This is a genomic window from Sphingobium abikonense NBRC 16140 (assembly GCF_001598335.1).
In the GTDB taxonomy this organism is placed as follows: Bacteria; Pseudomonadota; Alphaproteobacteria; order Sphingomonadales; family Sphingomonadaceae; genus Sphingobium; species Sphingobium abikonense.
This window is the reverse complement of the sequence record NZ_BCYT01000001.1, coordinates 156,221-175,967: the sequence shown is the minus strand read 5'-3', so window position 1 is coordinate 175,967 and position 19,747 is coordinate 156,221. Positions and strand designations below refer to the sequence as shown.

The window sequence follows — 19,747 nt, the reverse complement described above, 5'->3', positions numbered from 1 at the left end:
GTCATCCAGAGCCTTGTAAAGGCCGCAGGACTATGCCGGGTCCGCCAGATGGCAAAATCCGGTCCCGCCGTCCAGCCGAAAAACATCCTGTACGACAAGGATATGCAGATGGCCGCAGGCGCAGCGCTTGGCTCGGCAGGCCAACCGGACATCAGTGGCGGAATTTATAATCTATTCCTGCTTCTGTCCGGGGAAAGGATCGGCGGCCAGCAGGCGAGCCAGATGCGCGGCATTGCCGGCAACCATCTTGGCCGTTTTGGTGACAGTATCGGGCGTGCGGTCCAAATCCTTGAAGTCGGTCGACCCCATTGCCTCCCCTACCCAGTAACAGGCGGCGACTCCGGGGATAGTCCATCCTACATCGTTGAGCGACTGGAAAATCTGGGCCGATGCGAAATGGGCGCCATCCTCATTCCCGACGATCGCCGCGACTGCTACTTTGGAATAGCTTGGCATACGCCCCTGATCATCTGTTTCCGACAGAAAGGCATCCATGCGTTCCAACGCCCGTTTGGCGACGCTGCAAGCCTGCCCCATCCAGATTGGCGTGCCAAAGATCAGGATGTCCGCATCCAATATCTTTTCCCGGATGGCCGGCCATTCGTCACCGTCGCCTTCGTCCGAGGAAACGCCAGGCGGAACATTGTGCGCGGCCAGGCGGATCGTGTCCGCCACCTCCACGCCCAATGCTGTGAGTTCCCGTGCCAAGACGGCGATCATCGCATCGGTGGAACTTGGCGCGGAGGTATCCCGCTTGAGTGTGCAGTTTAGCGGCTGGGCTTTCAGCATCCTAATCTCCTATGTCTGGGACCAAGCGCAGCGCGACTGGGTAAGTTCCCGGGCAACCAAAGCCTGCCATCAGACGTAATGTTGCGACACTGCCCTTCGGGCGATAGCCTGCTTGCGTAACGATCCGCGCTCGGTATAAGGGCGCCATCGTGCAGACATGACAAACACCAAACGGAGAAGGATCATCCTTTGACCGAACCGTCTGCCACATTCCTGTTGTTCGGCGCCACCGGCGACCTTGCCCGGCGCATGATCTTTCCTTCGCTCTACAATCTGCTGGCCGATGGCCTGCTGCCCGACGATTTTCTGATCCTCGCGTCCGGCCGGTCCGAAATGTCGGACGATGCCTTCCGCGAAGAAGTTTGCGCGGCATTGCGGCAGTTTCTGCCCGCGGATCGCTATGACGACGAAGTCGCGTCACAGTTCCGCACCATGATCGGCTATCAGCCGGTGGATGCTGCCAAGCCTGATCAGTTTGCGGCACTGGCGCAACGTATCGATGGACGGCTGGAGCGTGGCCTGTCGGTCTATCTGTCCACGCCCCCTTCGCTGTTTGCCCCGACGGCCCAGGGGCTTGCCGACGCCGGTCTGATCGCAGCCAATACGCGCATTGCGATGGAAAAGCCCATAGGCAAGGATCTGGCGTCGTCGAAGCAGGTGAACGACGGGATTGGCGCCCTGTTCGCCGAAGACCAAATTTTCCGCGTCGATCATTATCTGGGCAAGGAAACGGTGCAGAACCTGCTGGCGCTGCGCTTTGGCAATGTAATGTTCGAGCCGCTCTGGAATACCGGGGCGATTGATCATGTTCAGATCACTGTGGGGGAAACCGTCGGTCTGGAGGGCCGCGTGTCCTATTACGACGGCGTCGGCGCGCTGCGCGACATGGTGCAGAACCATATCCTCCAGATCCTCTCGATCATCACCATGGAGCCACCCGCGCGCATGGACCCGACGGCGGTGCGCGATGAAAAGGTGAAAGTGCTGCGGTCGCTGCGGCCGATGACGGCGGAAACGGTCAAGACCAACAGCGTGCGCGGCCAATATACGCCCGGCGCCGTGCAGGGCGAAATCGTTACCGGCTATGCCGATGAATTGGGCCAGCCGTCCGACACGGAAACCTTCGTCGCGCTCAAGGCCTATATCGACAATTGGCGCTGGCAGGGCGTGCCTTTCTATCTGCGTACCGGAAAGCGCATGCCGGCGCGCCAGTCCGAAATCCTGATCCAGTTCAAGCCGGTACGCCACTCCATCTTCTGGCGCGCGGGGCATGGCACCGGCCTGGAGCCCAATACGCTGATCATTCGCTTGCAGCCCGAGGAATATATCCGCCTGCTCATCATGAGCAAAAGGCCGGGGCTGGAACGGCAGGTCCATCTGGAGGAAGTGACGCTCGACGTGTCCCTCACCGCGGCCTTCGCCGGGCAGCGACGTCGTATCGCCTATGAACGGCTGATCCTGGACCTGCTGGCAGGCGACCAGACGCTGTTCGTCCGCCGCGACGAGGTGGAGGCGCAGTGGACTTGGATCGACAGCATCATAGATGGCTGGAAAGAGGCGAATATGAAGGTCGCCCCCTATAGTTCGGGGAACTGGGGTCCGTCCTCGGCCATTGCCCTGATCGAACGCGACGGAGCAAGCTGGCATGACTGATCTGCACCCCACAATAGCCAAGGTGACTGAGCGCATCGTTCGGCGGAGCGCTGCGAGCCGACGCAAATATCTCGACCTCATCGAACGGGGCCGTGACGCGGGCACCAATCGTGATCAGCTGTCCTGCGGCAATCTGGCCCACGGCTTTGCCGCCAGTGGTGAGGACAAGCCGGTGATCCGCACCGGCAACGCCATGAATATCGGCATCGTCACAGCCTATAATGACATGCTGTCGGCCCATCAGCCCTATGGCCGCTATCCTGAACAGATCAAGATCGCCGCCCGCGAAGTCGGCGCGACGGCGCAGGTGGCCGGCGGCGTGCCGGCGATGTGCGATGGCGTGACCCAAGGGCAGGCAGGCATGGACCTGTCCTTGTTCAGCCGCGACACGATCGCGCTGGGCACCGCCGTTGCGCTCAGCCATGCGATGTTCGAGGGCGCGCTGCTGCTCGGCATTTGCGACAAGATCGTGCCGGGGCTGCTGATCGGCGCGCTGCGCTTTGGTCATTTGCCCACCATCCTCATTCCCGCGGGGCCGATGCCGTCGGGCTTGGCCAACAAGGAGAAGGTCCGCATCCGCCAGCTCTATGCGGAAGGGAAAGTCGGGCGCGACGAGTTGCTGGAATCGGAGAGTGCCTCCTACCATGGCGCAGGCACCTGCACCTTCTATGGCACCGCCAACAGCAACCAGATGATGATGGAGATGATGGGCCTGCACATGCCCGCCGCCTCCTTCGTCAATCCGGGCACCAAGCTGCGGACCGAACTTACTCGCGCGGCGACGCACAGGGTGGCGCAGATCGGATGGGACGGTGATGATTATCGGCCGCTCGGCCATTGCGTCGATGAAAAGGCAATCGTCAATGCGATGATCGGGCTGATGGCCACGGGCGGATCGACCAACCATGCGATCCACCTGCCCGCCATCGCGCGCGCGGCCGGTATTCACATCGACTGGACCGATTTTGCCGAGATTTCCGATGCCGTGCCGTTGCTGGCCCGCGTCTATCCCAACGGATCAGGAGACGTGAACCATTTTCATGCGGCCGGCGGCATCAGCTTTGTCATTCGCGAATTGCTGGATGCCGGATTGCTGCACCGGGACATCCGGACCGTCGCGCGGCAGGACCTGACCGACTATGGCAAGGAACCGGTGCTGGAAAATGAGGCGCTGACGTGGAAGGAGGTGCCGTCGTCACGCGATGAAGCGATGCTGCGGCCGGTGTCCAATCCGTTTCAGCCCGACGGCGGCATGAAGCTGTTGCAAGGCAATCTGGGTCGCTGCGTCATGAAGACAAGCGCGGTCGATCCCGAACGCTGGACGATCGAAGCGCCGGCCGCGCTGTTCCATGATCAGGACGATGTGCTGCGCGCGTTCAAGGCGGGCGAGCTGGAGCGCGATGTGGTCGTGGTCGCGCGCTTTCAGGGGCCACGCGCCAATGGCATGCCGGAACTCCATAAACTGACGCCGGCGCTTGGCGTGCTCCAGGATCGCGGGTTCAAGGTCGCGCTGCTGACCGACGGTCGCATGTCCGGCGCGTCCGGCAAGGTGCCTGCCGCCATTCATTTGTCCCCCGAGGCATTGGGCGGCGGTCCCATTGGCAAGCTGCGCGATGGCGACATGGTGCGCGTCTGCGCCAGGACCGGATCGGTCGAGGCCTTGGTGGATGAAGCGGAATGGGAGCGGCGCGACCACCCCGAAGCCCCGCCCCCGCCTTATGACACGGGTCGCGAGCTGTTCGCCCTGTTCCGCCATCATAGCGACCTTGCCGAACAGGGTGCGTCGCCGATCCTGGCGGCAATGGACAGCGAAGTTTGATTTGATTCCGTTCGCCACGACCCCTCGATGCCCTTCTCGCTTTGAAGAGAAGCAGGGCCCTTCGACAATATTCGGGGTGAACGGAGGGAGAGTGACATGACCGATATCATCGCCGCCGACATTGGTGGCACCAATGCCCGCTTCGCCCGCGCCACCCTGGACGAAAAGGGCGTGCCCACGCTTGGCACCGTGCGCAAATATAAGGTGGAGGATTATCCCACCTTGACCGCCTGCTGGGCGGCTTTTGCGGCCGATGAGCGCAAAGAGGGCGCAGGCGATCTGCCCGACGCCGCCTCCATTGCCTTTGCGACCGCCATCGGCCGCGACGTCATCAAGTTGACCAACAGCAACTGGGTGATCCGCGCCGACACGCTGGCCTCCGATCTCGGCGTGCGCACCGTGCGCCTGGTGAATGATTTCGAGGCCGTGGCCTTTGCCGTCTCGCGCCTGCCGCGGGAAAATCTGCCGCTGCTCTTTGGCGAGGACAAGCCTTTCCCCTTTGACGGTGGCGTTACCGTGATGGGACCAGGCACTGGCCTTGGCGTGGCGATGATCGCGTTCGACAACGGCCATCCCCATGTGGTCGCGACCGAAGGCGGCCATCTGGATTTCGCGCCGCTCGACCATATGGAAGAACGCATCCTGTCCTATCTGCGCGACAAATTTCTGCGTGTGTCGACCGAGCGTATGGTGTCCGGGCCGGGCCTCAACAACATCTACAAGGCGATGGCGACCATCGGGCATGAACGTGTCGTGCTGATGGAAGACCCTGAATTGTGGCAGGCGGCGCTCGACGGGACGGATGATTTTGCCCGGCGCGCGCTGGAGCGCTTCTGTCTTTGCTATGGGTCGGTCGCGGGCGATCTGGCCTTGGCGCATGGACCGCATGGCGTTGTTCTGGCTGGTGGCCTCACCCAGCGGATGCGCGATTTCCTGCCGCAGAGCGGTTTCCATACGCGGTTCAAGGCCAAGGGCCGGTTCGAGAGCCTGATGGCGACGGTGCCGATCCGCTGCGCCGTCCATGACGAAATCGGGCTGTTCGGCGCTGCCGCGGCCTTCAGGGAGAAATGAGAATGAGCAAGCTGACGGTAGAGCAGGTGATGGAGCTTGCCCCGGTCATTCCGGTGCTGGTGGTCGATCGGGTCGAGGACGCGCTGCCGATTGCGCAGGCGCTGGTCAAGGGCGGCCTTCCCGCTTTGGAAGTCACGCTGCGCACGCCCGCTGCGCTGGATGTCATCCGCGCGATGGCGCAGGTGGAAGGCGCGGTGGTGGGCGCTGGCACCGTGCTCAACCCAGCGCAACTCGACGCGGCGATGGAGGCAGGCGCGCGCTTCATCGTCAGTCCCGGCCTGACCGAGCCGTTGGGCAAGGCGGCGATCGCGGCGGACGTGCCGTTCCTGCCGGGCACCGCCACGGCCGGAGATATCATGCGCGGCATGGACATGGGACTGTCGCATTTCAAATTCTTCCCCGCCGAAACGTCCGGTGGGTTGCCGGCGCTCAAGGCCCTGGCCGCGCCTCTCCATAGCGCCCGCTTCTGCCCGACCGGAGGAATCACGCCCCAAAGCGCGCCCGAATGGCTGGCGCAGCCCTTCATAAAATGCGTCGGCGGCAGCTGGGTCGTGCCCAAGGGACCGGTCGACCCGCAGACGATCGAGACGCTGGCGCGGGAGGCGGCGGCGCTGCCGCGCTGAGGCGGTTGCCATGGTGCCCGGCGCGTCCTAGATGCAGAGCATGACACCCAGACGCCTGCTTGCTGCCCTCGCCCTGATGCTGTCGGGCTGCGCCAGCGCGCCGCAAAGCTATCCCTCGCTCGCCAAAAGGCCGATCGAAAGCGCGCCAGTGGCGGAGGTCGCGCCGCCCCCGACGCCGCAGCCCGCAGATGCTGCCCTGTCGGCTGAGATCGCCCGCTATGTCGAACAGGCCGACAGGGGCGCGTCGGCGTTCGACGCGGCTTATGCCAAGGCGGATCGTCTGGTCGGCGCGGCGCGCAATGCCGGCGTGTCGAGCGATGCCTGGGTCAGCGCGCAAGTCGCGATCAGCGAGCTCGAATCGGCGCGCAATGACAGCGTGTCGGCGCTCGCCAGCCTGGACACGCTCTATGTCCAGCAAAGCAACGCCGTGGCCGATGGGAAGGCCGCAGGCGGCGTCGAAGATATCGACGCGGCCCGCAGCGCCGCGCTGGCGCTGGTCGATCAGCAGAATGACCGGATCGATGCGCTCAAGGCGCGCCTGCCGCAACCCTGATCGCCTCATCGAAGGCCGCCTTGGCCGCGCCCTTGTGCGCCTTTCCATTATGAACATAATGATCGACGCCTTCGCGCATGTCGATCAGTGCTTCATCACTGAGATCACGCATATATTTGGCCGGGCGGCCCGCCCATAGCTGCCGGTGCCCCACTGTCTTGCCCGAGGTCAGCATCGCACCCGCCGCCAGCATGGCGTCGCTTTGCACCGTGCAGCCGCTCATGACGATCGCGCCCAGCCCGACAAAGGCGCGGTCCTCCAGCACACAGCCATGCACCATCGCCATATGGCCGATCAGCACATCATCGCCGATGATCGTGGGCCAGCCATCGAGCGGCCGCCCATCCGCCCGATCCCCGGCGCTGTCGCAATGAATGACCGTTCCATCCTGAATATTCGTTCGCGCGCCGATCCGGATGCGGTTCACGTCCGCACGAATGACGCAATTATACCAGATGCTGGCATCCTCCCCGATTTCCACGTCGCCGATGATCCGACACCCCGGCGCAATGAAGGCGCTGGGATGGATGACCGGCGTCTTGCCGTTGAAGGGGATGTTGCTGGTATCTGGATGGTTGGTCATGTCAGCCCTCCAGCAACCGCGCCGCGTGCAGCGCATGGTAGGTCAGCACGCCCGAACAGCCCGCCCGCTTGAACGCCATCAGCGTTTCGAGGATCAGCGCGTCGCGATCGCCTGCTTCAGCCGCGGCGGCATGTTCGATCATCGCATATTCGCCCGACACCTGATAGGCGAAGACGGGGACAGAGAAACGGTCCCGCACGCGCGCGACAATGTCGAGATAGGGCAGGCCCGGCTTCACCATCACGCTGTCCGCGCCCTCGGCCAGGTCCAGCGCGACTTCGCGCAGGGCCTCTTCCCCATTGGCGGGGTCCATCTGGTAGTTTTTCTTGTCGCCCTTGAGCAGTCCGCGCGATCCCACCGCGTCGCGGAACGGGCCATAAAAGGCGCTCGCATATTTGGCGGCATAGGCCATGATCTGGACATTGGCGTGGCCGGTTTCCTCCAGCGCCTCGCGGATCGCCCCTACCCGGCCGTCCATCATGTCGCTGGGCGCGATGATGTCCGCGCCCGCTGCCGCCTGGTTCAGCGACTGGCCGATCAGCACGTCCACCGTCGCGTCATTAACGACATAGCCGGTGGGGTCGAGCAGGCCGTCCTGCCCGTGGACGGTATAGGGATCGAGCGCGACATCGGTCAGCACGCCGATGTCGGGCACGGCATCCTTGATCGCGCGGATGGCGCGGCACATGAGATTGTCGGGATTGAGCGCTTCGGCGCCATCGTCGCTGCGCCGGTCCGCCTGGGTATTGGGGAAAAGGGCGAGGCACGGGATGCCGGCATCGCGAGCTTCCCGCGCGCGCGCCACGATCCCGTCGACCGACCAGCGCGATACGCCGGGCAGCGTGGCGATCGGCTGTTCCACCCCTTCCCCGTCCGTCACAAAAAGCGGCCAGATGAAGTCGCTGGCGGAGAGGCGATTTTCCGCGTGCATCGCGCGGCTCCACGCCGTTGCGCGGGTGCGGCGCAGGCGCAGCGCCGGATAGGGGGCATAGGTCATGGCCAGGGTGTAGGCGTGGGCGCGGAGGCGATCAAGCATGGCCGCGCGCCTTGCACTTGAAGCGTGCGAAGGGCGCGCTAACGATAGGGGCATGACCGCCAAGCCCGCCGCCGCCCATCGCCGCCGATCCCGCTGGATCACCATCCCCCTGCGGATCATGCTGGGCTTCGTCCTGCTGTCCTTGCTGCTGGTGACGATCTATCGCTTCGTACCGCCGCCGGTCACGATGACGATGCTGCTCGACCCCAAGGGCATCACCAAGGACTGGACGAGTTTGGGCGAGATCGACCCCGACATGGCGCGCGCCGCGATCGCGGCCGAGGATGGCAAATTCTGTAGCCATCACGGCTTCGACGTCGACGCCATCGCCAAGGCGGCGATGCACAATGCCAGCGGCGGTCGCATTCGCGGCGGATCGACGATCAGCCAGCAGACGGCGAAAAATGTGTTCCTGTGGCAGGGGGGCGGCTTCGTTCGCAAGGGACTGGAAGCCTGGTTCACCGTGCTGATCGAGGCGATCTGGGGCAAGCGGCGGATCATGGAGGTGTATCTGAACGTCGCGGAAACGGGTATCGGCACCTATGGCGTACAGGCCGGGGCGATCCGCTATTTCCGCCATGGCGCCGAACGACTGACCCGCGCGGAAGCGGCGCGGATCGCGGCCGTGCTGCCCTTGCCCAAGAAGCGCGCGGCGGTGGCGCCAAGCGGCTTCACCCGGCGCTACGGCAACACGATCGCCGCGCGAATCGGCGTGGTGCAACGCGACGGGCTGGACCGCTGCGTCCGGTAGCGGGATCGACCTGTCAAAGTTCACAGTGTCATCGGGGGTTTTGAGGCCCGAAGCGACCATGAGGCGACTGCGAAGCGCCACCGAAGCGACCGGCAGGCGACTGCCGCGGCGGGCGCTTTTGGCCCCGTTGACAGGGGTGAAAGTGATCGCGGGATGGCGCATCCGACAGGATAGATCGCAAAATCTCCTACATTTCCAGCGAATAGGAAAAGGGAACGAATTGCGCGCGAACGGCCGGGTCGGATGGCCAAAGAAAAAGGGCGGAGATTTCTCCCCGCCCCTGTCTTTTCTAGTGTTCTGATCGATCAGAAAGCGACGACCAGCGAGCCGCTGATGGCGCGCGGGGCGCCATAGTTGACGAAGGTGCTGGACGCCGTCGTCAGGCCGCCGCTGAACGAACCGATGTAGAATTTATCAAACAGGTTCGACACGTTGAACTGAACGAAGGACTTTTCCAGGCCCAGGTTCGCCAGATTGTAGCGCAGGTCGAGATCGACGACCGTGTAGCCAGCGACCTTGAACGTGTTGATATCATTCAGGTAGCGCGAACCGGTGCGCTTGATCTGGGCGCCAAGGTCCACCGGACCCAGCGTACCCTGAATGCGGCCGCCCACCAGATAGGACGGGGCGCCGCGCTCACGATTGCCCTTGGTCGCGGCGAAGGTGTCCGCACCGGTCTGAACGTCCGAACCGATTTCCGATTCGATCCACGAACCGAATGCGTAGACCAGCAGGCCGGGGGTCGGACGGACCGACACATTGGCGTCGATACCGTATTTCTTCACCCCGCCCAGATTGGTGTCGATCGAGCAATCGCATTCGATGCTGTAGGCCGACGCAATGCGGTTCTTATACTTGGCATACCAGCCGGTGACGGCCGCCTGCACGATGTTGTTCTGATAGCGCAGGGCGAGGTCGAAGCTGTCCGAGGTTTCGGCAACCGGCTTCGACGCGGCGTTGTCGGCCGGCAGATAGACCGAGTTGTAGAGCGTGTCGGTGCCGGGAACCGAGATGTTCGCGGCATAGCTGCCCGCGATGCTGACTTCCGGCGTGATCTTGAAGATCGCACCGACGTTCGGCAGCAGCTTGTCATATTTATAGTTGCGCGACTGCGGCGCGGCAAAGGTCGGGTTGGCCGCGGCATAGGCCGCCACATCGCCACCAGCGACGCAGTTGACGTTGCCATTGGGAGCGGAGGTGAAGCAATATTGGTTCAGCTCGCGCTTGAAGAAGGGCGCACGGACACCAAGGTTGACGGTCAGAAGGTCGTCGAAGAAGGTGCCGCGATATTCGCCCGCGACCTGGTTCAGTGTAGCATAGGATTTGCGGTCACGCTTTTGCAGGACATTGCCGTCGGCATCGGTCAGCGGATCATTGACCGGGAAGACGTCGGTCGGCTCACCGTTGAACAGCACGCGCGCGCCTTCGCCGGTCTGACGGTGACGGGCACGGTCGAAGCTGTAGGAGAGGCGGACGCGATTATTGTCGTCAATCTCGTAGGAGAGGTTGGCGATCGCGACATAACGCTTCGTCTGCGTCTGGCTGGGGTTGTTGATGAGGACGCGGTCCGATTCCGCCGGATCGATCCGGCCATTGCCGTTGGCGTCGACGCCGAGCGTGCCGTCACCGTTCAGATCCCGGCCGAAATAGGCGCTGCCGTTGAAATAACCGGTGAGGGCGTCCGTGCCCGAATAGAAGGGCGCTTCATAGGCAGACGTCGTGCCGCCGCCATTCGCCTTCACATATTGATAGGCTGCGTCCGCCGAGAAGATCAGGCGATCGGTCAGGGTCAGACGCGTGCTGAGACGCGCGTTGCCAGTGTTCGACGGATTGTAGCGACGTTCGAACTGCGTGCCGCAGCTGTTGGTCTGGTCCGCGATCGCCGGATTGGCTTCGGTGTTGATTTCGCACGGAATGCCGCCCGAGACATTGTAGAAGCGCGCGCTCTTGTCGCCGCTGAACGCTGCCGCCGAGGCGGGCGAACCGCCGAAATTGTTGCGGTTGACGTTATAGTGACCGGCGAGCGAGATGAAGTCGCCGTTCGAACCGATATCCTGCCAGATCTTGCCGTTATACTGGGCCTTTTCGATCTTGCCATAATCGGCGAAGCTCGCCTTGTTATACGCGCGCGACGCGGACACCCATGCCTTGGTGCCATGGCCGGTGAAATCGCCGGTCTGGATCATGCCGAAGACGCGATGGAAGGGACGATCACCCGAGCCGTCGGCGACAATGTTGCCGTAGCTGACGCTGCCCATCGCGCCGAAGTCATCCTTGGGCACCATGGTGTTGATGTTGACGGTGCCGCCAACCGCAGCGGCGGTCGGGCTGTCGACATCGGTCGCGCCGAGATTGACGTTGATGCTTTCGACGATTTCGGGGTCGACCTGCTGGTTGGTGTAGATCGCATAGTTGCCCGAATCGTTGAGCGGAATACCGTCAAGGATCTGTGCGATACGGTCCGAGTTGAAGCCGCGGATGGTGAAGTTGCCGCCCGAGGAACCCCAGGGGTCGTTGTTGGTGAAGCTGACGCCCGGAACCAGGTTGATGATTTCGTTGACCGACTGGCCGGGGCGCTGACGCTCGATGATTTCCTGCGTCAGGACGACCTTCGCCTTGGGCGAGTCGGGGATCTTCACGCCGCCGACACCCTGGTCGACGGTCGCGCCGGTGACGACGATCGTATCTTCGAAATCCTGCGAACCGGTCGACTGCGCGAACGCAGCGCCAGGAATGGCCACGGCGAGAACCGCCGCGCTGCCCATGAGAAACTGTTTCATTTGACCCTTGTTCCTTTGCAAGAGTGGCGTCCGCCACGCTTCAAACTGCTTTGCTCTCTCAAGCTGACGCCGCTCTTTACGGCTTCTGGCGTCGCCCCTGTGATGCTCCTTTTGCAGTTTTGTTACAGCGCATCATCAGGATTGTCACAATCCCCCCGCCGCCCGCCCGGACTGGATCAGCGGCAGCGCCCCTATTACGCCAATATATTGAAATTTAGTGACATTATGGGAACTGAGAGCAGTATCAGGCGTATGATGCAATTTTGCAACGCAGCGGAATTATTTGTGCGAGGGCGAAGCAAAATGAGAAAAGCCGGCAATCGCTTGCCGGCTTTCCGTAAATTTATGGCTTGTCAGCGCTGATAACGATCAAGCGGCGTCGTCGGCCCGCTTCTTCGTTTCGCTAAAGACACGAATCGGCTCCTTCGTGCCGGCCACCACGTCCTTGTCCACCACAACCTCGCCCACGCCTTCCATCGAAGGCAGGTCGAACATGGTATCGAGCAGGATCCCTTCGAGGATCGAGCGGAGACCGCGCGCGCCGGTCTTGCGCTCGATCGCCTTCTTCGCGATCGCGGTCAGCGCGTCATCGGTGAAGCTGAGTTCCACATTTTCCATGTCGAACAGCTTGGCATATTGCTTTACCAGCGCGTTCTTGGGCTCGACCAGAATCTTTACCAGAGCGGACACGTCAAGGTCTTCCAGCGTCGCGATGACGGGCAGGCGGCCGACAAATTCGGGGATCAGGCCGAATTTGAGCAGATCCTCCGGTTCGCTCTGGCGCAGCAATTCGCCGGTCTTGCGCTCCTCGGGCGCGGCGACATGGGCGCCAAAGCCGATCGACTTGGCTTCCAGACGATCGCCGATGATCTTTTCGAGGCCTGCAAAGGCGCCGCCGCAGATAAACAGGATGTTGGTCGTGTCGACCTGGAGAAACTCCTGCTGCGGATGCTTGCGGCCGCCCTGGGGCGGGACGCTGGCAGTGGTGCCTTCCATCAGCTTGAGCAGCGCCTGCTGCACGCCTTCGCCCGATACGTCGCGCGTGATCGAGGGGTTTTCGGCCTTGCGGCTGATCTTGTCGATCTCGTCGATATAGACGATGCCGCGCTGCGCCTTTTCGACATTATAGTCGGACGCCTGGAGCAGCTTGAGGATGATATTTTCCACATCCTCGCCGACATAGCCCGCTTCGGTCAGCGTCGTCGCGTCCGCCATGGTGAACGGCACGTCGAACGTCTTGGCGAGCGTCTGCGCCAGCAGGGTCTTGCCGCAGCCGGTGGGACCGACGAGCAGAATGTTGGATTTGGCAAGCTCCACCTCGCCCGGCTTGGAACCGTGATTGAGCCGCTTATAGTGGTTGTGGACCGCGACCGAGAGGACGCGCTTCGCGCGGCTCTGGCCGATCACATAGTCGTCGAGCACATCGCAGATTTCCTGCGGGGTCGGAACGCCGCCATCCTTCTTGCCGACAAGACCGCCCTTGGTCTCCTCGCGGATGATGTCGTTGCACAATTCCACGCATTCGTCGCAGATGAAAACGGTCGGCCCGGCAATCAGCTTGCGCACTTCATGCTGGGATTTGCCGCAGAAGGAGCAGTAAAGCGTGCTTTTCGAGTCCGAACCGGTAAGCTTAGTCATTCGCCATTCTCTCTATCCCCCCCGGAAGTTAATCACCAGATCCGCGCCGGCGGGGGATTTTTCTGGTCCAAAGGCCTTTCTAGCCCGCGGCACGTCCGTTTCACAAGGGGGGAAAGTGACGCACCGCGGTAAAGATAGTCTTTAGGCCTCGTTGGGATCCGCCATTTGCGGGCGGCGATCAAACACCTCGTCAACCAGGCCAAAAGCCTTGGCCTCGTCCGCTTCGAGGAAGGTGTCGCGGTCCATCGCCTTCTCGACCTCTTCCAGCGACCGTCCGGTATATTTGACATACAGGTCATTGAGGCGGCGGCGGATGCGCAGGATTTCCTTGGCCTGGATCTCGATGTCCGAGGCCATGCCCTGCGCGCCGCCGGAAGGCTGGTGCACCATGATGCGCGCGTTGCTGAGCGCGATGCGCTTGCCCGGTTCGCCGGCGGCGAGCAGGAAGCTGCCCATGGATGCGGCCTGGCCGATGCAGACCGTGCCGACCTGCGGCCGGATATATTTCATCGTGTCGTGGATCGCCATGCCGGACGTCACCACCCCGCCAGGCGAGTTGATATACATCCAGATGTCCTTCTTCGGATTTTCCGATTCCAGGAACAGCAGCTGCGCGACGATCAGCGAGGCCATATGATCTTCGACCTGGCCCGTCACGAAGATGATCCGTTCCCGCAGCAGCCGCGAATAAATGTCGAAGCTGCGCTCGCCGCGATTCGACTGTTCGATGACGATGGGGACCAGCGCGGCCATGGGGTCGGACATGATATCGGTCATTTTTCTCTTTTCCGGGAAGTTGCTTTTGCCCAAGCCCTACATCGGCACAAAAAGCGGCGGGTTCAAGGGGGAACCAACCATCGCGCCATCTATTGATCGGCCAGCATATTGTCGAAGGAACAGCGCGTGACCGATCCGTCCCCACCCTTTGCCACCATGGCCGGCGGACGCTGGCCCTATTCGTCCCGGTGGAAGGCGTTGCTGGCGCGCGGGGTTATCGGCGTGCTGTTGGGCATTGTCGCGATGCTCTATCCCTTCACCGCGCTGGTCGCCTTCACCATGGTGTTTGCGGTCTATGCCTTTGTCGACGGGGTGTTTTCGGCCATCGCCGCGATCCGGCGCGCGGGCGAAGGCGCGCACTGGATCGCGATGCTGGTGCGCGGCTTGCTGGGCATCGCGCTAGGCGTGCTGTTCGTGGTGATGCCACTGGCCGCGACGGTCAGCTATGCGATGCTGACGCTGTTTTTCGTCGCTGGTTGGGCGATATTGGCGGGGATGCTGGAAATCGCCGCGGCGATCCGGTTGCGCGACGAGATCGAGGGCGAATGGCTGCTGGCGCTCAACGGGCTTTTGACGCTGGCGCTGGGCATCGGCATCATCATCCTCTTCACGCTCAATCCGGTCGTCAGCATCCTGTCGCTGGGATGGGCGATCGGCGCCTATGCCTTGTTGTCCGGCGTGGTGCTGATCGTCCTGGCTTTTCGCCTGCGCAGGACGGTTCAGGGCCGGGCGTAGTCGGACGGCGCACGGAAGCCCAGATAGGAGAGCCGGCGCACCTCCCGCCGGCCACGCACGACAGTATCGAGGATGAGGCCGCACATGGCGGACAGGGTGGCGAGGATCATGAGGCCCGTCACCAGGATCGCCGTCGGAAAGCGCGGGACAAGGCCGGTTTCCAGATAGGTGACGATGAGCGGCGCGGCGAGCGCCAGGCCCAGCACGGCCAGCAGCGCGGCGATGATCCCGAAGAAGAGAATGGGCCGCTCGATCCGGTAGAGCGTGATGATCGTGCGCAGGATGCGAAAGCCGTCGCGATAGGTGCTGAGCTTGCTGACCGATCCTTCCGGGCGCGCGCCATAGGCGGTGACGACTTCGGCGACGGGCATGGCCAATTCCAGCGCATGGACGGACATTTCCGTTTCAATTTCAAAGCCCGCTGACAGAACGGGGAAACTTTTCACGAAGCGGCGGGAAAAAACGCGATAGCCCGACAGGATGTCGGTGAAGCTGCGCCCGAACAGCTGCTTGAGCAGGGTGGTGAGCGCCCAGTTGCCAAAGCGATGGCCCCGGCGATAGGCCGCCTCCACCTCGTCCCGGCGGCTGCCCACGACCATGTCGAGATTATCCTCCAGCATGGCCGCCACCATGCGCGGCGCGGCGGCCGCCTCATATGTCGCGTCGCCATCGGCCATGACATATATGTCGGCGTCGACGTCCGCGAACATTCGGCGCACGACATGGCCCTTGCCCTGCTGCGCGACGCGGCGGACGATGGCCCCTGCCCCGGCCGCCAGTTCGCGGCTGCCGTCGCTGCTGTTATTGTCGAACACATAGATGTCGGCATGCGGCAAGGCACGGCGGAAATCCTCCACCGTCTGCACGATCGCGCCAGCCTCATTATAGCAGGGCAGAAGCACGGCGATGCGCGGGGCGGCCGCGCCCGTTTCGCTGTTCACTGCGGGAAATTCCTTCATCGCCTGATCATGCCCTGTCTGATGCGTGCGACAGCCATGGCGCATCATGTTTAAGATTTCATCTGCCATGCCGGTGCCGAAATGAAAAGCGCCCGCGCTTCCATGGAGGAAGCGCAGGCGCTTGAGCATCCGCTGCTATGCGAAAGCCTTATTCAGCCTTGGCAGCGGCTTTCTTGGGAGCAGCCTTTTTCTTCGGCTTTTCCTGCGCCGCGGCGTCGGCCTCTACGGCCTCGTCCTTCTTGGCCGCAGCCTTTTTGGCGGCCGGCTTCTTGGCAGGCGCTTCTTCGGCGGCGGGCGCTGCGTCTTCGTCAGCCTTGGCAGGCTCGGCGGCCTTCTTCTTGGGCGCCGCCTTCTTCGCCTTAGGCTTTTCGTCGTGGTCATGGTCGTGACCGCAGTCGGGGCCATGGACATGCGGCTTGATGTCGCCATCCTCCGCCTCGATCGCAGCTTCCAGTTCCTCACGGGTCACGGCGCGATCCGTGATGTCCGCCTTTTCGAACAGGAAGTCGACGACCTTGTCCTCATAGAGCGGCGCGCGCAGCTGCGCGGCGGCCATCGGGTCTTGGCGGACATATTGGACGAAGCGCTCGCGATCCTGCGGACCGTACTGCTGCGCGGCCTGCATGATAAGGCGGTTCATTTCCTGATCCGACACGGTCACGCCATTGGCCTGGCCGATTTCCGAAAGCAGAAGGCCAAGGCGGACGCGGCGCACGGCGATGGCGCGATAATCGTCCTTTTCGGCTTCCATTTCCTTGAGCGCCGCTTCGGTGTCTTCCTCATGGCTGGCTTCATGCTGAAGCTGCTGCCAGATCTGGTTGAATTCGGCTTCCACCATGCTGGGCGGCACGTCGAAATCATGGTTGGCGGCCAACTGATCAAGCAGCTTGCGCTTCATATGCGTGCGGGTAAGGCCGTTATGCTCCTGCTCGATCTGCCCCTTGAGCAGTTCATTGAGCTTGTCGAGGCTTTCCAGGCCGAGCGACTTGGCGAATTCCTCGTCCACCTTGGGCTTGTCGCCGTTCAGCACCGACTTGACCGTCACGTCGAAGGTCGCGGCCTTGCCGGCAAGATGTTCAGCGCCATAATCTTCGGGGAAGGTGACGTCGATCGTCTTTTCCTCACCCTTTTTGACGCCGGTCAGCTGCTCTTCGAAGCCGGGGATGAACTGGCCCGAACCCAGCTTCAGGCGGATATCTTCCGCGCTGCCGCCTTCAAAGGCTTCGCCGTCGACCTTGCCGACGAAGTCGATGACCAGCGTGTCACCTTCGGCTGCTGCATGGTCGTCAGCATGCTCTTCCAGAGCCCCCTGCTGGCTGGCGATACGGGCGGCGGCTTCCGCGACCTTGTCGTCGGCGACGTCCACGGTCAGCCGCTCCAGCTTCAGCCCTTCGATGCTGGGCGCCGCGATTTCGGGCAGCACTTCCAGTTCGACCTTGACCTGCGCGTCCTTGCCGAATTCGAAATTCTCGTCCAGCTCGACCGAAGGCTGCATCGCGGGACGCAGCTTCTGGTCTGCGATCAGCTTCTGAATGCTGTCCTGGATGCTGTTGTTGAGCGCATCGCGCTGCAGCGATTCCCCGTGCATTTTCTTGACCAGGTTGGCCGGCACCTTGCCGGGGCGAAAGCCGGGCATCCGCACCTGCGGCGCGATCGCCTTCACTTCCTTGTCAACGCGAGCGTCGATATCCTTCGACGTGATGGTCACGGTGTAGGCGCGCTTCAGGCCCTCGTTCAACGTCTCGACAGTCTGCATCTCTTCTCTCAAACGCTTTCTTCAGCTGAATTTCGGTGGCGCCTGCGATGGCCCGAAAGCCTGGCGCACTGGTGCGGGCGAAGGGACTCGAACCCCCACATCTTGCGATACCAGAACCTAAATCTGGCGCGTCTACCAGTTTCGCCACGCCCGCATCGGTCGCCGGTCGGCGCGGCATAGAGAAAAGCGGGGGCAGTGGCAAGGGATAGTGGATCAGACGGCGGAACTGGCTGAACGCGCCATGCGTAACGGTGATGACAGCTATCGACAAGGAAAGTGACATGGCCACCCAGCCCGACCCGAACCCCGCCGCCGTCCCGCCGCCGGACCGGATCGAACCGCAGTCGCCCGATGAAATGCCCGTACCCGACCGGCCAGCCGAAACGCCGATGACGGAGCCGGACGAAATCGCGCCGGTCGCGCCCGATTATGACCAGCCCGATCAGGCACCGACCGAGCTGCCGCCGCCGCCCGATTGAGGCCCGGCGCATCAACTGTGCGCCATATGCCACATCGGAATAATAAATTTACCCGGATTTGGAACTTTTGGGTCGATCGTTAAAAATAGGCTTCCGATCGGGTGGACAGGCCCCTGCATCCATGATTGAACTATGACAGATAAAAGAAATCGGGAGAGGCGCGGCTGACAACGATCAGGGGGTCCATGTGCAACGGGTTCGCGCCAAACTGGAATGGTTCAAAACGGTCATATTGCCACAGGAGGCTGCGCTTCGCGGCCGTCTGCGGCGGATATTGCCGTCCACGCATGAACTGGAAGACATGGTCGCCGAGGTTCTGGCCCGCGCCTATGCCACGGAAAATTGGGAAAATGTGACGACGGGCCGGGCCTATCTGTTCACGATTGCCCGCAATTTGGTCATCGACACCGCCCGCCGTAACAAGGTGGTGAGTTTCGAGACGATCGCCGACCTGGAACTGCTGGGTGGCGAGAATAATATCGAGGCGCAACTCCATGCCCGCGAGGCGCTGCGCCAAGTGGAAGCCATCGTCGAGTCGCTGCCGCCGCAATGCCGCCGCGTCTTCATCCTGCGACGCATCCATGAAAAATCGATGCTGGAAATAGCGGACGAAATGTCCCTGTCCGTTTCAACGGTTGAAAAACATCTGGCCAAAGCAATCGCAATAGTTATGCGGGCCTGGGCGGAACGTGAGGAAACGGACTTCGAACGTGCAGGCGTCGGAACCAGGTTCAAGCTACGCGGACAGGAACGCGATCGAGGCGGAAGCCGCGCGCCTGCTGGCCAGGCTTAACAGCGACCCCAGCCCGGACGACGAAGCGGCCATCTGCGCCTGGATCGAGGCCGATCCCCGCCATGCCGTCGCCTTTGCCCGCGCGGAAGCCGCCTGGGAGGCATCGGAACGGCTGAAAAGCGCAGCCGCCGACATCACGCTGCCGCCGATACAGCAGATCATCAGCGAAGCCGACCAGCGCCGCCTGTCGCGCAACATCATGGTCGCCGCCGGTGTCGCCATATTATTGTTCGTCTTCGCCGCGATCGTGACCGTGCGCACGTTCAGTGGGGTGGAACGATACGAAACGGGCGTGGGCCAGATGCGCGACATCGCGCTGGAGGACGGGTCCATCCTCCACCTCAACAGCGATAGCGAGGTCGAGGCGCGATTCACCAGCAATGGCCGCAAGGTGCGCCTGATGAAGGGCGAGGCATCGTTCGAAATCAGCCATGACCCCGAGCGCCCGTTCGACGTCGAAGCGCGCGCCGCGGTCATCCGGGCGGTCGGCACCGCCTTCAACGTTCGGATGCGGCCATCGTTGGTGGAGCTGACCGTCACGCATGGCCAAGTGAGCGTCCATTGTGGCGACAGCCCCTTGCAAAAGGTGGCGGCTGGCAGTGGCGCGGTGATCCAGCCGCGCAGCATCTCGCTCACCCGGTTGGGATCCAAGATCGTCGAGCAGCGCACGGCCTGGCGCGACCAGATGGTCGAACTGGACGGCGAAACCGTCGAGCAGGCGGCGGACGAGTTCAACCGCTATCGCAAGACGCCCATCCTGATCGGCGATACCCGCGTGTCTGCGCTGCGAATCGGCGGTCGGTTCCGCACCACCGATAGCCAGGAATTCCTGTCGGCGCTGCAATTGACGCTGCCGATCCGGGTCGTGGATGGCGAGGATGGATCGGTGATGTTGTTGTATCGCGACAATGGCGCGGAGGGTGAGCACCCTCCGCTCGCCTAGGCCCGTTCG

The 19,747-nt window shown here is 62.6% G+C and carries 18 protein-coding genes and 1 tRNA gene; 10 read left to right on the top strand and 9 right to left on the bottom strand.

Going from position 1 to position 19,747, the window contains the following annotated elements:
* Positions 1-171: 171 nt before the first annotated feature.
* Complete coding sequence (locus tag SAB01S_RS00805; RefSeq protein WP_062731289.1) at positions 172-789, bottom strand: flavodoxin family protein; 618 nt, start codon at positions 787-789, stop codon at positions 172-174.
* Positions 790-978: 189 nt separating this feature from the next.
* Here SAB01S_RS00805 and zwf point away from each other — a divergent pair, with 189 nt between their 5' ends.
* From zwf to SAB01S_RS00780, 5 genes are all read left to right on the top strand, one after another.
* On the top strand, positions 979-2,442 hold the full coding sequence (gene zwf / locus SAB01S_RS00800) for a glucose-6-phosphate dehydrogenase (protein WP_062731288.1): 1,464 nt from the start codon (positions 979-981) through the stop codon (positions 2,440-2,442).
* A complete protein-coding gene (gene edd, locus SAB01S_RS00795; protein WP_062731287.1) occupies positions 2,435-4,261 on the top strand; it encodes a phosphogluconate dehydratase in 1,827 nt (608 codons plus the stop codon). Before zwf ends, edd begins: the two co-directional genes overlap by 8 nt.
* Before the next feature lie 96 nt (positions 4,262-4,357).
* Positions 4,358-5,332, top strand: coding sequence for a glucokinase (gene glk, locus SAB01S_RS00790; protein WP_062731286.1), 975 nt, complete (start codon positions 4,358-4,360; stop codon positions 5,330-5,332).
* 2 nt (positions 5,333-5,334) lie between these two features.
* Positions 5,335-5,955, top strand: a complete 621-nt coding sequence (gene eda, locus SAB01S_RS00785) for a bifunctional 4-hydroxy-2-oxoglutarate aldolase/2-dehydro-3-deoxy-phosphogluconate aldolase (RefSeq protein ID WP_174525596.1) — start codon at positions 5,335-5,337, stop codon at positions 5,953-5,955.
* Positions 5,956-5,995: 40 nt separating this feature from the next.
* Positions 5,996-6,508, top strand: coding sequence for a hypothetical protein (locus tag SAB01S_RS00780; protein WP_062731488.1), 513 nt, complete (start codon positions 5,996-5,998; stop codon positions 6,506-6,508).
* On the opposite strand, the gene SAB01S_RS00775 is transcribed toward SAB01S_RS00780, so the two are convergent.
* Together SAB01S_RS00775 and hemB are read right to left on the bottom strand one after the other, a co-directional pair.
* Positions 6,483-7,091 carry a gamma carbonic anhydrase family protein gene (locus SAB01S_RS00775; RefSeq protein WP_062731284.1) on the bottom strand — a complete coding sequence of 203 codons (609 nt, stop codon included), beginning with the start codon at positions 7,089-7,091 and terminating at the stop codon, positions 6,483-6,485. The genes SAB01S_RS00780 and SAB01S_RS00775 overlap by 26 nt on opposite strands.
* A gap of 1 nt (position 7,092) precedes the next feature.
* Positions 7,093-8,088, bottom strand: a complete 996-nt coding sequence (gene hemB, locus SAB01S_RS00770; protein WP_062731486.1) for a porphobilinogen synthase — start codon at positions 8,086-8,088, stop codon at positions 7,093-7,095.
* 91 nt (positions 8,089-8,179) lie between these two features.
* Here hemB and mtgA point away from each other — a divergent pair, with 91 nt between their 5' ends.
* Positions 8,180-8,878: a monofunctional biosynthetic peptidoglycan transglycosylase gene (gene mtgA / locus SAB01S_RS00765; RefSeq protein WP_062731487.1), complete on the top strand. Its 699-nt coding sequence runs from the start codon at positions 8,180-8,182 to the stop codon at positions 8,876-8,878.
* Between the two features lie 305 nt (positions 8,879-9,183).
* On the opposite strand, the gene SAB01S_RS00760 is transcribed toward mtgA, so the two are convergent.
* The 3 genes from SAB01S_RS00760 to clpP all read right to left on the bottom strand — a co-directional run bounded on the left by SAB01S_RS00760 (position 9,184) and on the right by clpP (position 14,073).
* On the bottom strand, positions 9,184-11,658 hold the full coding sequence (locus tag SAB01S_RS00760; RefSeq protein WP_062731283.1) for a TonB-dependent receptor: 2,475 nt from the start codon (positions 11,656-11,658) through the stop codon (positions 9,184-9,186).
* A 369-nt stretch (positions 11,659-12,027) separates the two neighbouring features.
* Complete coding sequence (gene clpX, locus SAB01S_RS00755; protein ID WP_062731282.1) at positions 12,028-13,296, bottom strand: ATP-dependent Clp protease ATP-binding subunit ClpX; 1,269 nt, start codon at positions 13,294-13,296, stop codon at positions 12,028-12,030.
* 141 nt (positions 13,297-13,437) lie between these two features.
* Positions 13,438-14,073 carry an ATP-dependent Clp endopeptidase proteolytic subunit ClpP gene (clpP, locus tag SAB01S_RS00750; protein ID WP_021224726.1) on the bottom strand — a complete coding sequence of 212 codons (636 nt, stop codon included), beginning with the start codon at positions 14,071-14,073 and terminating at the stop codon, positions 13,438-13,440.
* A gap of 126 nt (positions 14,074-14,199) precedes the next feature.
* Here clpP and SAB01S_RS00745 point away from each other — a divergent pair, with 126 nt between their 5' ends.
* Positions 14,200-14,808: an HdeD family acid-resistance protein gene (locus tag SAB01S_RS00745; RefSeq protein ID WP_021224727.1), complete on the top strand. Its 609-nt coding sequence runs from the start codon at positions 14,200-14,202 to the stop codon at positions 14,806-14,808.
* Here the strand turns inward: SAB01S_RS00745 and SAB01S_RS00740 are convergent.
* The 3 genes from SAB01S_RS00740 to SAB01S_RS00730 all read right to left on the bottom strand — a co-directional run bounded on the left by SAB01S_RS00740 (position 14,793) and on the right by SAB01S_RS00730 (position 17,677).
* On the bottom strand, positions 14,793-15,767 hold the full coding sequence (locus SAB01S_RS00740) for a glycosyltransferase family 2 protein (RefSeq protein ID WP_062731485.1): 975 nt from the start codon (positions 15,765-15,767) through the stop codon (positions 14,793-14,795). The two genes, SAB01S_RS00745 and SAB01S_RS00740, sit on opposite strands and share 16 nt — an antisense overlap.
* Positions 15,768-15,915: 148 nt before the next feature.
* A complete protein-coding gene (tig, locus tag SAB01S_RS00735; protein WP_062731281.1) occupies positions 15,916-17,523 on the bottom strand; it encodes a trigger factor in 1,608 nt (535 codons plus the stop codon).
* 69 nt (positions 17,524-17,592) lie between these two features.
* Positions 17,593-17,677 (bottom strand) — tRNA-Leu (locus SAB01S_RS00730).
* Between the two features lie 127 nt (positions 17,678-17,804).
* Between SAB01S_RS00730 and SAB01S_RS00725 the strand changes: the two genes are divergently transcribed.
* The 3 genes from SAB01S_RS00725 (at position 17,805) to SAB01S_RS00715 (ending at position 19,738) form a co-directional block, all read left to right on the top strand.
* Entirely contained in the window at positions 17,805-18,002 is a 198-nt protein-coding gene (locus SAB01S_RS00725; protein ID WP_062731484.1) for a hypothetical protein, read from the top strand.
* A 187-nt stretch (positions 18,003-18,189) separates the two neighbouring features.
* Positions 18,190-18,795 (top strand): RNA polymerase sigma factor, encoded by a 606-nt coding sequence (locus SAB01S_RS00720; protein ID WP_021224731.1) that lies wholly within the window; start codon positions 18,190-18,192, stop codon positions 18,793-18,795.
* Positions 18,713-19,738, top strand: coding sequence for a FecR family protein (locus SAB01S_RS00715; protein ID WP_062731280.1), 1,026 nt, complete (start codon positions 18,713-18,715; stop codon positions 19,736-19,738). The genes SAB01S_RS00720 and SAB01S_RS00715 overlap by 83 nt, the downstream gene beginning before the upstream one ends.
* Positions 19,739-19,747 lie beyond the last annotated feature (9 nt).